13 protein-coding genes are annotated in these 16,953 nt (G+C 71.0%); 6 read left to right on the top strand and 7 right to left on the bottom strand.

The window, feature by feature from the left end; all coding sequences use genetic code 11:
* The first annotated feature begins 2 nt into the window (after positions 1 to 2).
* Positions 3 to 986 (top strand): helix-turn-helix transcriptional regulator, encoded by a 984-nt coding sequence (locus ACIQ6Y_RS14675; protein WP_404038368.1) that lies wholly within the window; start codon positions 3 to 5, stop codon positions 984 to 986.
* Positions 983 to 1,975, top strand: a complete 993-nt coding sequence (locus ACIQ6Y_RS14670) for a LuxR C-terminal-related transcriptional regulator (protein ID WP_404037511.1) — start codon at positions 983 to 985, stop codon at positions 1,973 to 1,975. The genes ACIQ6Y_RS14675 and ACIQ6Y_RS14670 overlap by 4 nt, the downstream gene beginning before the upstream one ends.
* On the opposite strand, the gene ACIQ6Y_RS14665 is transcribed toward ACIQ6Y_RS14670, so the two are convergent.
* Entirely contained in the window at positions 1,938 to 2,978 is a 1,041-nt protein-coding gene (locus ACIQ6Y_RS14665) for a LuxR C-terminal-related transcriptional regulator (protein WP_404037508.1), read from the bottom strand. The genes ACIQ6Y_RS14670 and ACIQ6Y_RS14665 overlap by 38 nt on opposite strands.
* A 321-nt stretch (positions 2,979 to 3,299) precedes the next feature.
* On the opposite strand from ACIQ6Y_RS14665, the gene ACIQ6Y_RS14660 reads away from it, so the two are divergent.
* Positions 3,300 to 4,016, top strand: a complete 717-nt coding sequence (locus ACIQ6Y_RS14660) for a LuxR C-terminal-related transcriptional regulator (RefSeq protein ID WP_404037505.1) — start codon at positions 3,300 to 3,302, stop codon at positions 4,014 to 4,016.
* A 15-nt stretch (positions 4,017 to 4,031) separates the two neighbouring features.
* Here the strand turns inward: ACIQ6Y_RS14660 and ACIQ6Y_RS14655 are convergent, their stop codons facing one another.
* A complete protein-coding gene (locus ACIQ6Y_RS14655; protein ID WP_404037502.1) occupies positions 4,032 to 5,135 on the bottom strand; it encodes a sugar ABC transporter substrate-binding protein in 1,104 nt (367 codons plus the stop codon).
* A 242-nt stretch (positions 5,136 to 5,377) separates the two neighbouring features.
* Here ACIQ6Y_RS14655 and ACIQ6Y_RS14650 point away from each other — a divergent pair, with 242 nt between their 5' ends.
* Both ACIQ6Y_RS14650 and ACIQ6Y_RS14645 read left to right on the top strand, forming a co-directional pair.
* Positions 5,378 to 7,390: a PA14 domain-containing protein gene (locus ACIQ6Y_RS14650; protein WP_404037499.1), complete on the top strand. Its 2,013-nt coding sequence runs from the start codon at positions 5,378 to 5,380 to the stop codon at positions 7,388 to 7,390.
* Between the two features lie 189 nt (positions 7,391 to 7,579).
* Positions 7,580 to 8,836 (top strand): hypothetical protein, encoded by a 1,257-nt coding sequence (locus tag ACIQ6Y_RS14645; RefSeq protein ID WP_404037496.1) that lies wholly within the window; start codon positions 7,580 to 7,582, stop codon positions 8,834 to 8,836.
* A 67-nt stretch (positions 8,837 to 8,903) separates the two neighbouring features.
* Here ACIQ6Y_RS14645 and ACIQ6Y_RS14640 read toward each other — a convergent pair whose 3' ends face one another.
* The 5 genes from ACIQ6Y_RS14640 to ACIQ6Y_RS14620 all read right to left on the bottom strand — a co-directional run bounded on the left by ACIQ6Y_RS14640 (position 8,904) and on the right by ACIQ6Y_RS14620 (position 14,254).
* Complete coding sequence (locus tag ACIQ6Y_RS14640; protein WP_404037493.1) at positions 8,904 to 9,371, bottom strand: heat shock protein transcriptional repressor HspR; 468 nt, start codon at positions 9,369 to 9,371, stop codon at positions 8,904 to 8,906.
* A 5-nt stretch (positions 9,372 to 9,376) separates the two neighbouring features.
* A complete protein-coding gene (dnaJ, locus tag ACIQ6Y_RS14635) occupies positions 9,377 to 10,558 on the bottom strand; it encodes a molecular chaperone DnaJ (RefSeq protein ID WP_404037490.1) in 1,182 nt (393 codons plus the stop codon).
* 66 nt (positions 10,559 to 10,624) lie between these two features.
* Positions 10,625 to 11,284: a nucleotide exchange factor GrpE gene (gene grpE, locus ACIQ6Y_RS14630; protein WP_404037487.1), complete on the bottom strand. Its 660-nt coding sequence runs from the start codon at positions 11,282 to 11,284 to the stop codon at positions 10,625 to 10,627.
* On the bottom strand, positions 11,281 to 13,137 hold the full coding sequence (gene dnaK, locus ACIQ6Y_RS14625; protein ID WP_404037484.1) for a molecular chaperone DnaK: 1,857 nt from the start codon (positions 13,135 to 13,137) through the stop codon (positions 11,281 to 11,283). Before dnaK ends, grpE begins: the two co-directional genes overlap by 4 nt.
* Positions 13,138 to 13,231: 94 nt before the next feature.
* Positions 13,232 to 14,254, bottom strand: coding sequence for an MraY family glycosyltransferase (locus ACIQ6Y_RS14620; protein ID WP_404038365.1), 1,023 nt, complete (start codon positions 14,252 to 14,254; stop codon positions 13,232 to 13,234).
* 239 nt (positions 14,255 to 14,493) lie between these two features.
* Here ACIQ6Y_RS14620 and ACIQ6Y_RS14615 point away from each other — a divergent pair, with 239 nt between their 5' ends.
* Entirely contained in the window at positions 14,494 to 16,776 is a 2,283-nt protein-coding gene (locus ACIQ6Y_RS14615; RefSeq protein WP_404037481.1) for a heterodisulfide reductase-related iron-sulfur binding cluster, read from the top strand.
* Positions 16,777 to 16,953 lie beyond the last annotated feature (177 nt).

Raw genomic sequence — 16,953 nt, 5'->3', positions numbered from 1 at the left:
ACGTGAGCCGTTCGCCGCACCCCCCGCACGGCGCCGACGAACTGTGCCCGGCCGGAGAGCACTTGTACGAGCGGGCCCTGCGCGAGGGCCTGCTGAGTGCTCAGGACGCCGAAGCCGCACCCTGTCTGCTGGACCACGGCCTGGTGCACCCGGTCGTCACGGACCCGAACCGCCTGGAACCCGTCGCCCCGGCCCTCGCCCTGCACGGCCTGCTGCGTTCGACCGCGCAGGCCGTCGCCGAGCAGCGCCACCGCGAAGGACGGTTGATCGAGGTGTTCGAGCCCCTCATGCGGCTCGGGGAGCACTCGGACACGGCCCCGTCGGAAATCGAGTTCTTCCGCGGACTGCCCCTCATCAATCAGGCCATCACCACGGCCATGGACGAGGCGACCACCGAGCTTCTTTGCGTGCAGCCGCACGTCAGCCACTACACGCCCCGCTACTCCCAGACCTCCCTGCGCCGGGACCAGGACTTCCTGGACCGAGGTGGCCGTATACGGACGCTCTACCAGCACACAGGACGCCACCGCTCGATCATCGCCGCTCGTTACGAACTGCTGCGTGGCGACACCCAGGCCCGTACGCTCGACGAGATCACCGACCGGCTCATCATCGCCGACCGCTCGGTCGCCTTCCTCCCCGCCAACCCCGAGCGCACCGTGGCCATGAAGGTCCGCATCCCCGCCCTGGTCACCTACCTCGCCACCACCTTCGACCGCCTCTGGCGCCTGGCCACCCCCATGTACCCCGAAGCGGTCCAGCAGCCCACGCTGAACGGTGTCACCCCGCGCCAGAGGGCGATCGCCGCGCTGCTGGTCGAGGGGCACACGGACGCGGTCGTCGCGGAGCGGCTGGGGATGAACATCCGCACCGCCCGTATCCACATCGCCAAACTCGCCGCCACCCTCGGCAGCGACAGCCGGGCCCAGCTCGGGTACCTGATCGCGCGCTCGGGCATCCTCGACCAGGAGGGAGCACTCACGTGACCCCCGCGCCCCATCCGGACCACGGTGTCGACGAGTTGTGCCCTCCCGGCACGCACCTGTACGAGCAGGCCCTGCGGGAGGGACACCTGCACCGGGCGGCCGCCGAGACGGCCGCGCCCTGTCTGATCGACCACGGGCTGCTGCACCCGGCCGTGACCGACCCGGACCGGCTGGAGCCCGTCGCGCCCGCGCTCGCGCTGCACCGGCTGCTGCGCTCCACCGCGCAGGCGATCGCCGAGCAGCGGCGGCGCGAGGCGCGGCTGGCCGAGGTGTTCGAGCCGCTCATGCGGCTGGACGGACGGCGGACGGCGCCGGCGGAGATCCCGGCCGTCACCGTGCTCAGCGGGACCGAGCGGATCAACCGGGCCATCACGGAGGCGATGACCGAGGCGACGGGCGAGGTGCTGTGCGTGCAGCCGAACAGCAACTACAGCAGCTCGCGCGGGGAACGGGCGCAGGCCGTGGCCCTCGCCCGCGATCAGGAGCTGCTGGACCGGGGGCTGCGGATCAGGACGCTGTACCAGCACACCCAGCGGCACATGCCGCTCGTCGCCGCGCGGTACGAGCAGCTGCGCGGGGACGCCGAGGCGCGGACGCTGGACGAGATCACCGACCGGCTGATCGTCGTCGACCGGGCCGTCGCCTTCATCCCCGGGGACAAGGACGGGAGCCTCGCGCTGGAGGTGCGCGTACCGGCCCTCGTCGACTATCTCGCCACCGCCTTCGACCGGTTGTGGCGGCTGGCCACGCCCATGTACCCGCAGGCCGTGCAGCAGCCCACCCTCGACGGGGTCACCCCGCGGCAGCGCGCCATCGCCGCCCTGCTCGTCGAGGGGCACACGGACGCCGTCATCGCGGACCGGCTCGGCATGAACATCCGTACCGCGCGCGTCCACATCGCCAAGCTCGCCGCCACCCTCGGCAGTGACAGCCGCGCCCAGCTCGGCTACCTCATCGCACGCTCGGGGATTCTTGACCGGGAAGGCTGAGCCCGGCCGGGGCGGCGTCGGGCGCCGGGGCGTCCAGGCCGACCTGGGCGATACGGACGCCCAGTTGGGTACGGCTGGCGGCGCCCAGGGTCTCCGACAGCCGGGCGATATGGGCGCGGCAGGTGCGCACGCTGATGCCGAGCCGCTCGGCGATGACCGCGTCCTGGTGGCCCTCGGCCAGCAGCGCGGCGATGGACTGCTCGCGGTGCGAGATGCCCTCGATGCGGGGCTCCGGGATCGCCGCGGTCAGCGGGATCGCCGCCCGCCACAGCCGCTCGAAGACCGTCGCCAGATAGGCCACGAGGCCCGGATGGCGCAGCTCCAGGGCCACCGTGCGGTCGGCGTTGGCGGGGATGAAGGCGACCGTGCGGTCGAAGAGGATGAGCCGCTCGATGACCTCGTCGAGGGTGCGCGCCTCGACCGCGTCGCCCATCAACTCCAGATAGTGCAACAAGCCCTGTCCGTGCCGGGCGACATGGTTGTACAGGTCCCGCATCCGCACCCCGCGCGAGCGCAGCGCCAGCGCCCGGTGCAGGCCCTCGGTCAGCTCGTGCTCGCGCCGGATGCCGCCGGGCTGCACGGTGAGCACCTCGGACGTGCAGGCGTCGGTCGCCTCGTCCAGGGCCGCCTGGATGCGGGCCGGCCCGTCCAGCACCCGGATCGCGCTGCCCTCACCGCCCGCCGCGGGCTGCGTGCCGCCGCCCAGGCCCGCGTACCGCTCCACCGCGGCCACGGCCGCGCCCACCCGCCGCTGGCTCGCGCTGACCTCGTCGTAGACCCCGCGCAGCAGCCGGGTCATGACCTCCTGGGGCGCGGTCGGCACCAGCCAGTCCATGTCGTCGGGGTCCGGGTGCAGCAGGGCCAGGTCGAGGAGGCACGGGGCCTGCGCGGCGTCCGTGCGGGTCACCCTGCCGCGCCGTACGGCGCGGGAGTACACCCGGTCGCCGATCTCGCACAGCCGGTCGGCACCGTGAGGGTGCTGCTCCGTCCCGTGCCCGGCCATCGCCCATCCCACCCCCGACTCCCGCCTCTCGCAGCGCAACTATGCGCGGCCCGGACCGGCTCCCGCAACACGCCTCCCCCCGACCAGGGGTGAGAAAAGGGCAGTTGTGTCCGGTTTCTCCCGGCCCCCGCATCGTCCGCGTGCAACAAGCTGAAGGTAGCGACGTTTTGTACGCACTGTGCAAGCTGGGCGACGCACAGGTGTCAGCGCCGCGCACGAACCGGCGCACGCCACCGCACCCGCCACCGGGGCGGTCACCCCCAAAAAAAGAGCGCTGCAGAACCGCCGCTTGACCGGAGAGGAAGACAGACCGTGATACGTGTGGGCATCCTCGGACACAAGTCGCTGGAACGCGCGGGGGTACGGCAGGTCCTGGAGGACGACGGCAGCCTCTGGGTCGTCGGCGAGGGACGGCCGGAACAGGCCCCGTACGTGGTACGCGGGAGCCGCCCGGACGTCCTCGTCGCCAGCCACGACAGCCCCGAGGACGCACTGAGAGCCGTGCGTGCCCACCCCGGCCCGGGACCGGCGCGCATCGTGCTGGTGAGCCGCTTATCGGAGCAGGCCACTCGCCTGCTGTTACGCCATGACGTACGCGGCGTCCTGCTGCGCGCCGACACCGTCCGTCATCTGCCCTGGGCGGTACGGGCCGCGGCGGCCGGCAGCGTCGCCCTCGCCCCGGCCCCCGCCGCGATCCTGGTGGACGCCTTCGTACGGCCCGGACGGTTCACCGAGGAGACGGCGGCCGCGCGGACGCTGCTGAACGCCCTCAGCCGCCGCGAGCGGGAGATCCTGGAGCTGCTCGCCGAAGGCGCGTCCAACGCGGAGGTGGCCGGCCGGCTGGGCATCAGCGGGCACACCGTGAAGGACCACATCCGCGCCGTCTACGCCAAGCTGGGCGTGCGCAACCGCATCCAGGCCGCCCGTGTCCTGTGGCAGGCCCAGGCGCAGGCCCAGGGCCAGGCACGCCCGCCGGATCTCCCGGCCGCCGCGCTGGAGCACCCAGGCTCCCGGGAGTACGCGACGACCCGGCGGTGACCGGGCCGGCCGGCCCTACTTGAGGCCGATCTCGTCGCAGTCGTCCGCGAGCTTGGCCGTGCAGATGTCGGACACCTTGTAGATGCCGTCGGCGACGACCGTCTCGGCGATGTTCTCCTGCGTCAGCGCGACCACGCTGACGAGCTGCGCCGGGATGTCCTCGTTGGTCGGGCTGTCGACCTTGTCGCGGGTGAGGGCGTCGAACTGGATGTCGCGGCCCTGGACCCGGGCGACCGCCATCTCGGCCGCGGCCTCGGCCTCGGCCGGGTAGGACTTGTACACGCTCATGAACTGGTCGCCGGAGACGATCCGCTGCACGGCGTCCAGTTCGGCGTCCTGGCCGGTGATGGGCGGCAGCTTGGTGACGCCCGCCGCCTCGAGGGCCTTGATGATGCCGCCGGCCATGGCGTCGTTGGCGGAGTAGACCGCGACGATGTTGTCCGCGCCGATCGCCTCGATCGCCTCGGTCATGTTGGCCTGGGCGTTCTTGGGATCCCAGTCCTCGGTGTCGTAGGTCTTGGCGATCGTCACCTTGCCGGTGAGCTCCGCCAGGGCACCGTCCTTGAACTGCTTGGCGTTCGGGTCGGTCGGCGAGCCGTTCATCATGACGATCTTGTCGGACGAGTCGGCGTTGGGCAGGGCGTCCAGCAGGGTGCGGCCCTGCACCTCGCCGACCAGCTCGTTGTCGAAGGAGATGTACGCGTCGATCGGGCCCTCGGCCAGCCGGTCGTAGGCGATGACCGGGATGCCGGCGTCCTTGGCGCGCTGCACGGCGCCCGCGATCGCCTTGGCGTCGACGGCGTCCAGCAGGATGACGTCGACACCGTCGGCGACCATCTTCTCGAGCTGGCCCTCCTGCTTGTCCGCGTCCTGCTCGGCGTTGGCGTAGGTCACCTTGCCCTGGTTACGGGTGAGAGAGGCGACCTTGTCCCGGATGATGGGGTAGTCGAACTTCTCGTACCGGGAGTTCTTCTTCTCCGGCAGCAGCAGGCCCACCGTGATGTCGTTGCCCTTCGTCGGGCTCGCGCCACCGCCGTCCCCCGTGGCTCCGAGCACGCCGCAGCCGGCGAGGGAGAGGGTCAGCGTGGACGCGACCACGGATATGGCGATACGACGCATTCGGGGGCTCACTTCATTGCGTTGCGGACATGGGCGCTACATCACGCCCAGGTGACTGAAAAGACAACGCGGCACGGCACTGCAGCGTCAAGGCTTATCACTTAACGAGATGACAACATCACATTCCGTTCAGTACGTGAAGACACAGCGAAACACCTGCACAACCGGTCACAACTCCCCTGCACAACCAATCCCTTTCTCCACGAGTCGTGATCACGACAGCTGTTCTGAGAGAGGACCCCATGTACCGACCCAGACGCTCCACCGCCGCCGCCGCGACCGCGGTGGTGCTGGCCACCACCGGCGGTCTCCTGGCCGTCGTCGCCGCGCCCGCCTCCGCCTCCACCGGCTGCGCCGCGCCGGAGTTCACCCGGGAGGTCTTCGCGAACACCGCCTTCTCCGGCACCCCGCAGAGCACCGACTGCGACGACGCTGTCGACGAGGACTGGGGCCGGGGCGCCCCGGCGGGCCTACGGCACAACCACTTCGGCGTCCGCTGGACCCTGACCCGCGACTTCGGCTCCGGCGGCCCCTTCGCCCTCACCGCCTCCGGCCAGGACGGCATCCGCGTCTACCTCGACGGCGAGCGCCGGATCGACCTGTGGAAGGACAGCCGCTCCACCGTCTCCGGCACGCTCGACCTGAACGTCCCCGCGGGCGAGCACACCCTGCGCGTCGACTACGTCAACTGGACCGGCCCCGCCAGCGTCAAGTTCGCCTACACCCCGGCGACTTCGCCGGGCACCGACCGGGTCACCCCGCTCGCGCCGACCGGGACGGTCACGTCGTACGACGAGACGTCGGGCCGCGCCGGACTGACCTGGGCGCCGAACCGGGAGATGGACCTCGCCGGCTACCGCGTCTACCGGCGCGACCCGGGCGCGGCCGAGGCCGCCCTGGTCAGCGGCCCCGCCCTGCTGACCGAGACGTCCTTCGCCGAGGTACTTCCGGCCACGGGAGCCTCGTACGCCTATGAGGTGCGGGCCGTGGACCGGGCCGGCAACGAGTCGGCGGGCAGCGCCGCCGCGGCCGTCACCACCGCCGACCGGACCGCCCCGCACCTGACGGCTCCGAGCGCCGGCCACGACAACTGGACGGGCGTCGACCTGGAGTGGGGCAGCGACCCGGACGCCGTGTCGTACGGCGTGGAGCGGGCCTCCTCCCCCACCGGCGCGTTCACCAGGATCGCCACGGTCGGCACGCCCGCCTACCGCGACGCGACGGCGCCCTACGGCGAGACCTCGTACTACCGCGTCACCGCCGCCGACGCCGCCGGGAACACCGCCACCTCCCCGGTGCTGGAGTTCAGCCGCCCGCTCGCCGTGCCGCACCTGGACGGCGTACGCAGCGCCGCCGGCGGCATCGAGGTCTCCTGGACCTCGCCCGCGAACGGCCCCGAGGCGTTCCGTGTCTACCGCTGGGCCGGCTCCGGCACGCCCGAGCCGGTCACCTGCGCGCCCGCCCGCATCAGCGTCCCGGACGACCCGCACCCGCGGTACGCCTGCACCGACACCACCGCCGAGGTCGGCACGGCGTACTCCTACCGCGTCCACACGGTCGACGCCCAGGGCCGTGAGTCCGAGGCCTCGCAGACGGGCAGCGCCACCCGCGCCGACGCCACCCCGCCGCCCGCCGTGACCGGCCTCGCCCTCACGGGCACCGAGTACGGCACGGTCCTGCGCTGGGACGCGAGCCCCGCCGCCGACCTCGCCGCGTACGACGTCTACCGGGTCCTGCAGGAGTACCCCGGCATGCCCCCGGCCGGCACGCCCGAGCGCATCGCCACCGTCGCCCCGGGCACCACCGAGTACGCCGACGTCCAGGTCGTCGACGACGAGTCCTGGACGTACTACGTCGACGCGGTGGACGTGGACGGCAACTCCCTGGCTGCACAGGGGAATTGGGCCGCGGTCGCCCATGAGGAGATCAACGAGTACTACCTATACCCGACCTGGAACCCGCCGTACACCTACGACTGGACCCTGACCGCCACGGCGAACGCCTCCGGCCAGGCCGAGCTGGCCTGGTCCTGCTCCGGCACCTGCGAGTCCACCGGCTTCAACGTCCGCCGCTGGGACCGCACCACGGAGGACTGGGTCCTGCTGACGCCGCAGCCCCTTCCGGCGGGCGCCGCGACCTGGACCGACCCGGCGTCACCGCGCGGCACCACCGGCCACTACGTCGTCTCGGCCGTGACCGCCGACGGCACGGAGACCTTCTCCCGATACACGTCCGTGGCGACGCCGCCCGCCTGACCTGTGGAATCGGGGCTTCCGGCGCTGTTGCGAAGCAGTGACGAACCACCGATGGATCAAGGATGAAGCAGGGGTGAAGATAGGTGCACCGCAGGCCGCCGGGGGGACTCGGAGACATCCGAGAGCCGGTCGCAGGCGGGGCACCTCTCTCCTCTCTGCCTCTTTTTTCGTTCCTTGGGGGACTCCACCATGTCCGCTCGTCTCGCCGCCGCCATCCTCGTCGCCTCCGTCGCCGGTTCCGCCTTCCTCCCGGCGACCGCGATCGCCGCCGAGGGGACGAGCACCAAGCCGCTGACGATGACGCTCGGCGCGCCCGTCCCGGACAGCACCGTCAAGCGCGGTGGCGAGACCCGGACGATGACCCTCACGGTCACCAACTCCTCCGACACGGCGCAGGACTTCCAGGCCGCGCTGAACGGCGAGGCCGACGGCCCCAGCCCGATGCTGAACGACTCGGTCGTCTTCGACGTCGCCGCGCTCGACGCCCCGGCCACCAAGTCCCGGGTGGGCCGTCAGGACGGCCAGTGGCAGGGCCTGTTCTTCCCGGCCTCCGGGGACGCCTTCGGCGCCTTCTCCGTCCCGGCCCACGAGGAGTTCACCTGGAAGGTGACCTTCGGTCTCGGCGCCAAGTACCCCACCAACGACGGCGACTTCACGCTCACCGCGCAGAGCCTGCGCAGCAACGTCACCGCCGACCCGGCCCGCAACACCGTGGTGTTCAAGACGGACCCGGCGATCAAGCCCGGCACGATCGACGTGCGGCTGGACCCGACGGCCGGTGTCCGGCTGCACCCGGGTGAGCGCGCCCCGATGTCGCTGACCACCCGCACCACCGGTCCGGGCGAGTTCCCCGACGACATCGACCGCAGCCTGGTGGTCGACGCCCTGCCGGGCATGGACTTCGCCCTGGAGGCCGAGATCGACGGCAAGGCCGTGCAGATGCTGGAGTCCAGCCCGAACCACTTCGAGCTGCCCCCGCTCGCGAAGGGCTTCAACACCGGCGGGGACACCGACTCCCTGAAGCTGTTCCTCTCGCTGGACGAGGACTCCGAGGTCGAGAAGGAGACCTGGGTGCGGCTGCACGCGCTGCACTTCATGGAGGGTGAGCTGTTCCTCGACTCCCTGGCCGACGCCAAGGTCCTGCCCGCCCAGGCCGCCACCGGCTCGCCGTCCGCGACGCCGTCCACGCAGCCGTCGGCCACCCCGTCCGCCACTCCTTCGGCGTCCGCCTCCGCCGGCTCCACCGCGACCCCGGCCGCCTCCGCGTCCACCACCGCCGCGGCCGGCACGAGCGGCGGCACCTCCGGCTCCGCGACCGCCTCCGGCTCACTCGCCTCCACCGGCTCCGGTGCCGGCCTGTACGCCACCGTCGCGGGCGTCCTGCTCGCCGTCGGCTTCGGTGTCGCCGCGCTCGGCAAGCGCCGCCGCCGCGCCACCGCCGTCTGACCGCCCACATGGGAAGGGCCCGGAGGTTCACTCGAACCTCCGGGCCCTTCCCGTATGTCGGGGAACGTCAGTCCCCCGGCTGCCGCTTCGGCCGCCACACCACCAGCGCGCTGGTCTGCTGCACCTCCTGGTACGGCACCAGATCGCGCCGGTACGACGCGTGCACCGCGGCCTCGCGCTGGCGCATGGCCGCCGCCGCCCCGTCGAGGGCGTCCTGCATTTCGGCGACCCGGGCCTGGAGCGCGGCGACCTGGTTCTCCAGTTCGATGATCCGCTTGATGCCGGCCAGGTTGATGCCCTCGTCCTGCGACAGCTGCTGCACCTGGCGGAGCAGCTCGATGTCACGGGCCGAGTAGCGGCGGCCCCGCCCGGCCGTGCGGTCCGGGGAGACCAGGCCGAGGCGGTCGTACTGGCGCAGCGTCTGCGGGTGCAGGCCAGACAGCTGAGCCGCCACCGAGATGACGTAGACCGGGGTCTCGTCGGTCAACTCATAGGGTGAGAAACCCCCGCGGGGGCGGGGACGACGGCCGTCCATCCGACTCAGGCTCCCTTCGCGGCCTCGAACAGCTCCGCCCGCGGGTCGACCTCGCCCGCGGTCGCCTCGCGATACGCCTGGAGCGCGTCACGAGCCTTCTCCGACAACTCCGCCGGGACACTCACCTCGACGGTGATCAGCAGGTCGCCGCGGGTGCCGTCCTTGCGGACCGCGCCCTTGCCGCGGGCCCGCATGGTGCGGCCGTTGGGCGTGCCCGGCGGCAGCTTCAGGGTGACGGCCGGGCCGCCCAGGGTGGGCACCCGGACCTCGCCGCCGAGAGCCGCCTCGGGATACGTCACCGGCACGGTCACGGTCAGGTTGTCGCCCTTGCGGCCGAAGACGGGGTGCTCGCCGACATGGACGACGACATAGAGGTCGCCGGCCGGGCCGCCGCGCTCCCCGGGCGCGCCCTTGCCGCGCAGCCGGATCCGCTGGCCGTCGGAGACTCCGGCGGGGATGCGGACCTGCATGGTGCGCGAGGACTTGGCGCGGCCGCTGCCCATGCACACGTCGCAGGGGTTCTCCGCGATCAGACCGCGGCCCTTGCAGTCGGGGCAGGGGTCGGTGAGGGAGAAGCCGCCGCCCGAGCCCCTGGCCACCTGGCCGGTGCCGACGCAGGTCGGGCACACGCGCGGCGTGCCGTTCTTGTCGCCGGTGCCGGAGCAGGCCTTGCAGGGGGCCTGGGAGGACATCCGCAGCGGGACGGTCGCGCCCTCGATGGCCTCGGTGAAGCTCAGCGTGACCTCGGACTCGATGTCCTGGCCGCGCTTGGGCTGGGTGCGGGTGCCGGCGGCACCGCCCCGGTTGAACAGTCCCCCGAGGACGTCGCCGAAGCCACCGCCGAAGCCGCCGGCTCCTCCTCCGCCCTGGGCGCCGCCTCCGAAGAGGTCGCCCAGGTCGAAGTTGAACGAGCCGGCGCCCGCGCCCGGTCCGGGGCGGAAGCCGCCGTTGCCGAACAGCGCGCGGGCGTCGTCGTACTCCTTGCGCTTCTTGGGGTCGCCGAGGACGTCGTTCGCCTCGGAGATCTCCTTGAACCGCTCCTCGGCCTTGGCGTTGCCCTTGTTGGCGTCCGGGTGGAACTCGCGGGCGAGCTTGCGGTACGCCTTCTTGATCTCGGCCTCGGTGGCGTCCTTGGGGACGCCGAGGACCTTGTAGTAGTCCTTCTCGATGAAGTCCTTGGTGCTCATCCCCGACGTCCCTCCTTTCCGGTCACTTGGGATCCGGTCCCATGGGATCCGGTCCCACGGGATTCGTCAGCCCTCTTCAGAGCTGTCGTCCTTCTCGTCGCCGGCCGGCTTCTCGTCGGCCCCTTCGGCCTTGACCGTCTGCGCGCCCGGTTGCGGCTCGGCGACCGCCACCCGCGCGGGGCGGATGGTGCGCTCTCCGATGCGATACCCCGGCTGGAGGATCGCGACGCAGGTCGTCTCCGTGACGTCCGGCGCGTAGGAGTGCATCAGGGCCTCGTGGATCGTCGGGTCGAAGGGCTCGCCCTCCTTGCCGAACTGCTGCAGGCCCATCTTCGCGGCGACGGTCTCCAGCGACTCCGCGACGGACTTGAAGCCGCCGACGAGCTCGCCGTGCTCCCGCGCGCGGCCGATGTCGTCGAGTGTCGGCAGGAGCTCGGTCAGGAGGTTCGCGATGGCGATCTCCTTGACCGCGATCCGGTCACGCTCGACGCGGCGGCGGTAGTTCTGGTACTCGGCCTGGAGCCGCTGGAGGTCCGCGGTGCGCTCACCGAGCGCCGTGCGGACCTGGTCCAGCTGGGCGACCAGACCGGCGTCTGCTGCTCCGTCCCCGGCCGGGGCCGCCCCCTCCTCCGGAGAGGGGGAGGCGGCCTTCGGCTCGGCGTCGTCAGGGGTGGCGCCGGAGGGGACGTCGGGCTTCTCCTCGAAGCCCGGGGTCTCCTCCGTCACGCGGCACCGTCCTTGCGCTCGTCGTCGACGATCTCGGCGTCGACGACATCGTCGTCGGCCTTGGGCTGCTCGGCGCCGGGCGCGTCACCCGCGGCCTGCGCGGCCTGGGCGTCGGCGTACAGGGCCTGGCCCAGCTTCTGGGAGACGGCCGCGACCTTCTCCGTGGCGGTGCGGATCTCGGCCGTGTTGTCACCTGCGGCGGACTCGCCCTTGAGGGTCTCCTTCAGCTCGGAGAGCGCCTCCTCGACCTCGGCCTTGACGTCGCCCGGGACCTTGTCCTCGTTGTCCTTGAGGAACTTCTCGGTCTGGTAGACGAGCTGCTCGCCCTGGTTGCGGGTCTCGGCGGCCTCGCGACGCTTGTGGTCCTCCTCCGCGTAGCGCTCGGCCTCCTCGCGCATGCGGTCGACCTCGTCCTTCGGCAGCGAGGAGCCGCCGGTGACGGTCATCTTCTGCTCCTTGCCCGTGCCCAGGTCCTTCGCGGTCACGTGCATGATGCCGTTGGCGTCGATGTCGAAGGAGACCTCGATCTGCGGGACGCCGCGCGGCGCCGGGGGCAGACCGGTCAGCTCGAACATGCCGAGCTTCTTGTTGTACGCCGCGATCTCGCGCTCGCCCTGGTAGACCTGGATCTGCACCGACGGCTGGTTGTCCTCGGCCGTCGTGAAGATCTCGGACCGCTTGGTCGGGATCGTGGTGTTGCGCTCGATGAGCTTGGTCATGATGCCGCCCTTGGTCTCGATACCGAGGGACAGCGGGGTCACGTCGAGGAGCAGGACGTCCTTGACCTCACCCTTGAGGACACCGGCCTGGAGCGAGGCGCCGATGGCGACGACCTCGTCCGGGTTCACACCCTTGTTGGCCTCCTTGCCGCCGGTCAGCTCCTTGACGAGCTCGGCGACGGCGGGCATACGGGTGGAGCCGCCGACGAGGACGACGTGGTCGATCTCGCCGAGGGCGATGCCGGCGTCCTTGATGACGTTGTGGAACGGCGTCTTGCAGCGCTCCAGCAGGTCCGCGGTCAGCTGCTGGAACTGGGCGCGGGTGAGCTTCTCGTCGAGGTGCAGGGGGCCCTCGGCGGAGGCGGTGATGTAGGGCAGGTTGATCGAGGTCTCGGTGGAGGAGGACAGCTCGATCTTGGCCTTCTCGGCGGCCTCGCGGAGGCGCTGCAGGGCCATCTTGTCCTTGGACAGGTCCACGCCGTGGCCGGACTGGAACTGCTTGACCAGGTAGTCGACGACGCGCTGGTCCCAGTCGTCACCACCGAGGTGGTTGTCGCCGTTGGTGGCCTTCACCTCGACGACGCCGTCGCCGATCTCCAGCAGGGACACGTCGAAGGTGCCGCCACCGAGGTCGAAGACGAGGATCGTCTGGTCGTCCTTGTCGAGGCCGTACGCCAGCGCCGCGGCGGTCGGCTCGTTGACGATGCGCAGGACGTTCAGGCCCGCGATCTCGCCGGCCTCCTTCGTCGCCTGACGCTCGGAGTCGTTGAAGTACGCCGGGACGGTGATGACCGCGTCGGTCACCTTCTCGCCCAGGTAGGCCTCGGCGTCGCGCTTCAGCTTCTGGAGGATGAAGGCGGAGATCTGCTGCGGGTTGAAGGGCTTCCCGTCGAGCTCGATCTTCCAGTCGGTGCCCATGTGACGCTTCACCGAACGGATGGTCCGGTCCACGTTGGTCACCGCCTGGCGCTTGGCGACCTCACCGACCAGCACCTCGCCGTTCTTGGCGAAGGCGACGACGGACGGCGTGGTCCTGGCACCCTCGGCGTTGGTGATGACGGTGGGCTCGCCGCCTTCGAGAACGCTGACGACGGAGTTAGTCGTGCCCAGGTCGATGCCGACCGCACGTGCCATGGTTGATTCCTCCAGCTGACTTGAGTGGAACGGACTCAAGTGTGCATGACCCGTCCCGCCCGGTCAACAGACCTGAGCCGAGCGGACTCAACTCTTATCCGTTCCTTACGCGCAACTGGCCTGTGACCTGCGGCGATGCCCGCCGATGTGACGCGGAAGACGTCAGCACAAGCAGTGCGAGTACGACGCCCAGCACCCCGCCGGCCACCCAGAACAGGGCCGTCGCCCCCAGGGAGCCGGTGTGCACGAGGACCCCGACGGAGACGCTCACGGCGGCCGAGGTGCCCAGCACGACGCTCACCCCGCGCGGGGCGAGTCCGAGCCTGCGCAGCCGGTGCGCGAGATGGTCGGGGCCGCCGCGCAGCAGGGCCCGGCCGGCCAGCCGTCGCGCCGCCACCACCAGCAGCAGGTCCGCGACGGCCGGGGTGCCGAGGGCGAGCAGCACCCCGGCGGAGACGGCCGGATCATGCCCCGCGCGCGTGAGGACGGCCGCCCCGCCGAGCAGGAACCCGGCGAACAGCGAGCCGCACGCCCCGAGCGCGATCCGCGCGGGCCGCCGGCCCTGCATCAGGAACCCGCCCATCGCGGCCGCGAGCACACTCATCAGCACCGCCAGCCCGTCCAGCACCTCCACGGCCGCGCACACCCCGATTCCGAGGGCGGTCACCACCCCGGCCGTGCCGGCCAGCCCGTCGGCGTGGTCCAGCGCCCGGAAGCCGACCGTGACGACGACGACCCACAGCGCCGCGAGGACCCCGCCCGCCACCCCGGTGATCTCGTACGGCACGACGCACGCGGCCGCCACCGCCGTACCGGCGAGCAGGAAGCGGGTGCGCAGCCGCCAGATGTCGGCGGCGAGACCGAGCGCGGCCACGGCCGCTCCGGCCACGAGCAGGCGTGTCGTCTCGGCGTCCAGCGGGGCGGCCCCGAGGAGCTCCCCGGTCCAGGCGACCGCGCCGGCCGTGACGGCGACGGCCACGCCGCCGAGCAGCGGCACGGCGCGGGTGCGGCGGCGCCGGTCGACCAGGCCGGCTCTGAGCGCAGGGGTGCGCAGCAGGGCCGCCAGGAGGGCGGCGAGCAGCAGGGCGGCGGTGGCCGCGGCGGTCCCATAGAGCACGGCACTGAGAGGCACGGCACCAAGTTAAGGCGAATGTCATGATTTGGTACGAATGGCGCATCGAGTCGGCGTGCCGTCGCCGCGCGTCACTGAGGGGTGCCTCAGCGACGCAGATCACCGAGCGCCTGACTACAGTGCGACAAGGGATACGGGTAGTCTCAGAGGACTGCATAAGTTACCGCTTAGTAATCTCACCGAACCTCACCGAAGAACCCCTCGCAGGCCCGAGGAGCCCCGAAATGCAACTCGCCGCGATCATCGTGTCGATGGTCCTGATGGCGGTCGGCGTCGCCCTGTTCGGCCGTGCCGTCCTTCAGATCTTCCGCTTCGTGATGCTCGGCCAGCCGCTCCCGGCCGGTGCGAGGACCAACGACCCCGTGCTGCGCACGATCACGCTGGCCAAGGAGTTCCTCGGCCACACCCGGATGAACCGCTGGGGCATCGTGGGCGTCGCGCACTGGTTCGTGGCGATCGGCTTCTACACGCTGCTGCTGACCATCGTGAACGCCATCGGCCAGCTCTTCCAGGCCGACTGGCTGCTGCCGGTCATCGGCGAGTGGGCGCCGTACAACGTCTTCGTCGAGTTCATCGGCACCATGACGGTCGTCGGCATCCTCGTGCTGATCGTGATCCGCCAGCTGTCCCGGCCGGACCGTCCGGGCCGCAAGTCCCGGTTCGCGGGCTCCAACACGGGTCAGGCGTACTTCGTCGAGACGATCATCCTGATCGTCGGCGTCTGCATCTTCATGCTGCACGCGCTCGAGGGCGCGCAGCACCACGTCGACGGCTACGAGGCCTCGTTCTTCATCTCGTACCCGGTCGTCTCGGCGCTGGAGGGCCTGGACCTGTCCACCCTCCAGAACCTCACCTACCTGTTCGCGGGCCTGAAGATCGCGGCGTCCTTCATCTGGATGATCACGGTCTCGCTGAAGACCGACATGGGTGTGGCCTGGCACCGCTTCCTCGGCTTCCCGAACATCTGGTTCAAGCGCAACGCCGACGGTGAGACCTCCCTGGGCGCCCTGCTGCCGATGACCTCCGGCGGCAAGCCGATCGACTTCGCCGACCCGGGCGACGACGACGTCTTCGGTGTCTCCCAGGTCGAGCAGTTCTCCTGGAAGGGCATCCTCGACTTCTCCACCTGCACCGAGTGCGGCCGCTGCCAGTCGCAGTGCCCCGCCTGGAACACGGGCAAGCCGCTCTCCCCGAAGCTGCTGATCATGTCGCTGCGCGACCACGCCCACGCCAAGGCGCCGTACCTGCTCGCGGGCGGCGGCAAGACGATGGAGGGCGAGGAGAAGGCGTCCGAGGAGCAGCTCGCCAAGGTGCCCGCGGCGGCCCTGGCCGAGGCCGAGCGCCCGCTGATCGGCACCGCCGAGGAGAACGGCGTCATCGACCCGGACGTGCTGTGGTCCTGCACCACCTGCGGCGCCTGTGTCGAGCAGTGCCCGGTGGACATCGAGCACATCGACCACATCGTCGACATGCGCCGCTACCAGGTGATGATCGAGTCCGCGTTCCCGTCCGAGGCGGGCACGATGCTCAAGAACCTGGAGAAGAAGGGCAACCCCTGGGGCCTGGCCAAGAAGCAGCGCCTGGAGTGGCTGAAGGAAGTCGACTTCGAGGTGCCGGTCGTCGGCAAGGACATCGAGGACCTCTCCGAGGTCGAGTACCTCTACTGGGTCGGCTGCGCCGGCGCCCTGGAGGACCGCGCGAAGAAAACCACCAAGGCCTTCGCCGAGCTGCTGCACATCGCGGGCGTCAAGTTCGCGATCATGGGCGGCGACGAGAAGTGCACCGGTGACTCCGCCCGCCGCCTCGGCAACGAGCCCCTGTTCCAGGAGCTCGGCATGGAGAACGTCATGTCCCTCAACGCCGCCTTCGGCGAGGAGATGGACGAGGACGGCAAGGTCGTGCCCGAGTCGGCGAAGCCGAAGTCGGCCAAGAAGATCGTCGCCACCTGCCCGCACTGCCTCAACACGCTCGGCAACGAGTACCCGCAGCTCGGCGGCGACTACGAGGTCATCCACCACACCCAGCTGCTCCAGCACCTCGTCGACGAGGGCAAGCTGATCCCGGTGACCCCGGTCGAGGGCATCATCACCTACCACGACCCCTGCTACCTGGGCCGCCACAACAAGATCTACACGCCGCCGCGCGAGATCATCGCCGCCGTCCCGGGTGTGCGCAACGAGGAGATGCACCGCCACAAGGAGCGCGGCTTCTGCTGCGGCGCCGGCGGCGCGCGCATGTGGATGGAAGAGCGCATCGGCAAGCGCATCAACAACGAGCGCGTCGACGAGGCCCTGTCCGTGAACCCGGACATCGTCTCCACCGCCTGCCCCTTCTGCCTCGTCATGCTGACCGACTCGGTCAACGGCAAGAAGAACGAGGGCAAGGCCAAGGAGTCCATCCAGGTCGTCGACGTCGCCCAGCTCCTGCTGGACTCGGTCAAGACCCCGGTCGACCCGGAGGACTCGACGGAGTCGGAGAGCGAGACCGAGCCGGAGCCGGTGAAGTAACCCGTACGGCCCTTTTCGACGCCCCCTGCCCTCGACGGGCGGGGGGCGTCGGCGTTCGGGGCGACTCGCGCGGTTTCGCGCGCCTCTGGCTGCATCGCCCCAAGGGGCGCGGGGCTGTATCGATATGCGGCTCCGCCGCGTGGGCGCGACCAGCCACACACAACCCGCAGCCCGGGG

Source organism: Streptomyces sp. NPDC096205 (assembly GCF_044763135.1).
Taxonomy (GTDB): domain Bacteria; phylum Actinomycetota; class Actinomycetes; order Streptomycetales; family Streptomycetaceae; genus Streptomyces.
The sequence above is the reverse complement of the archived record's forward strand: the minus strand, read 5'-3'. Positions and strand labels throughout refer to the sequence as shown.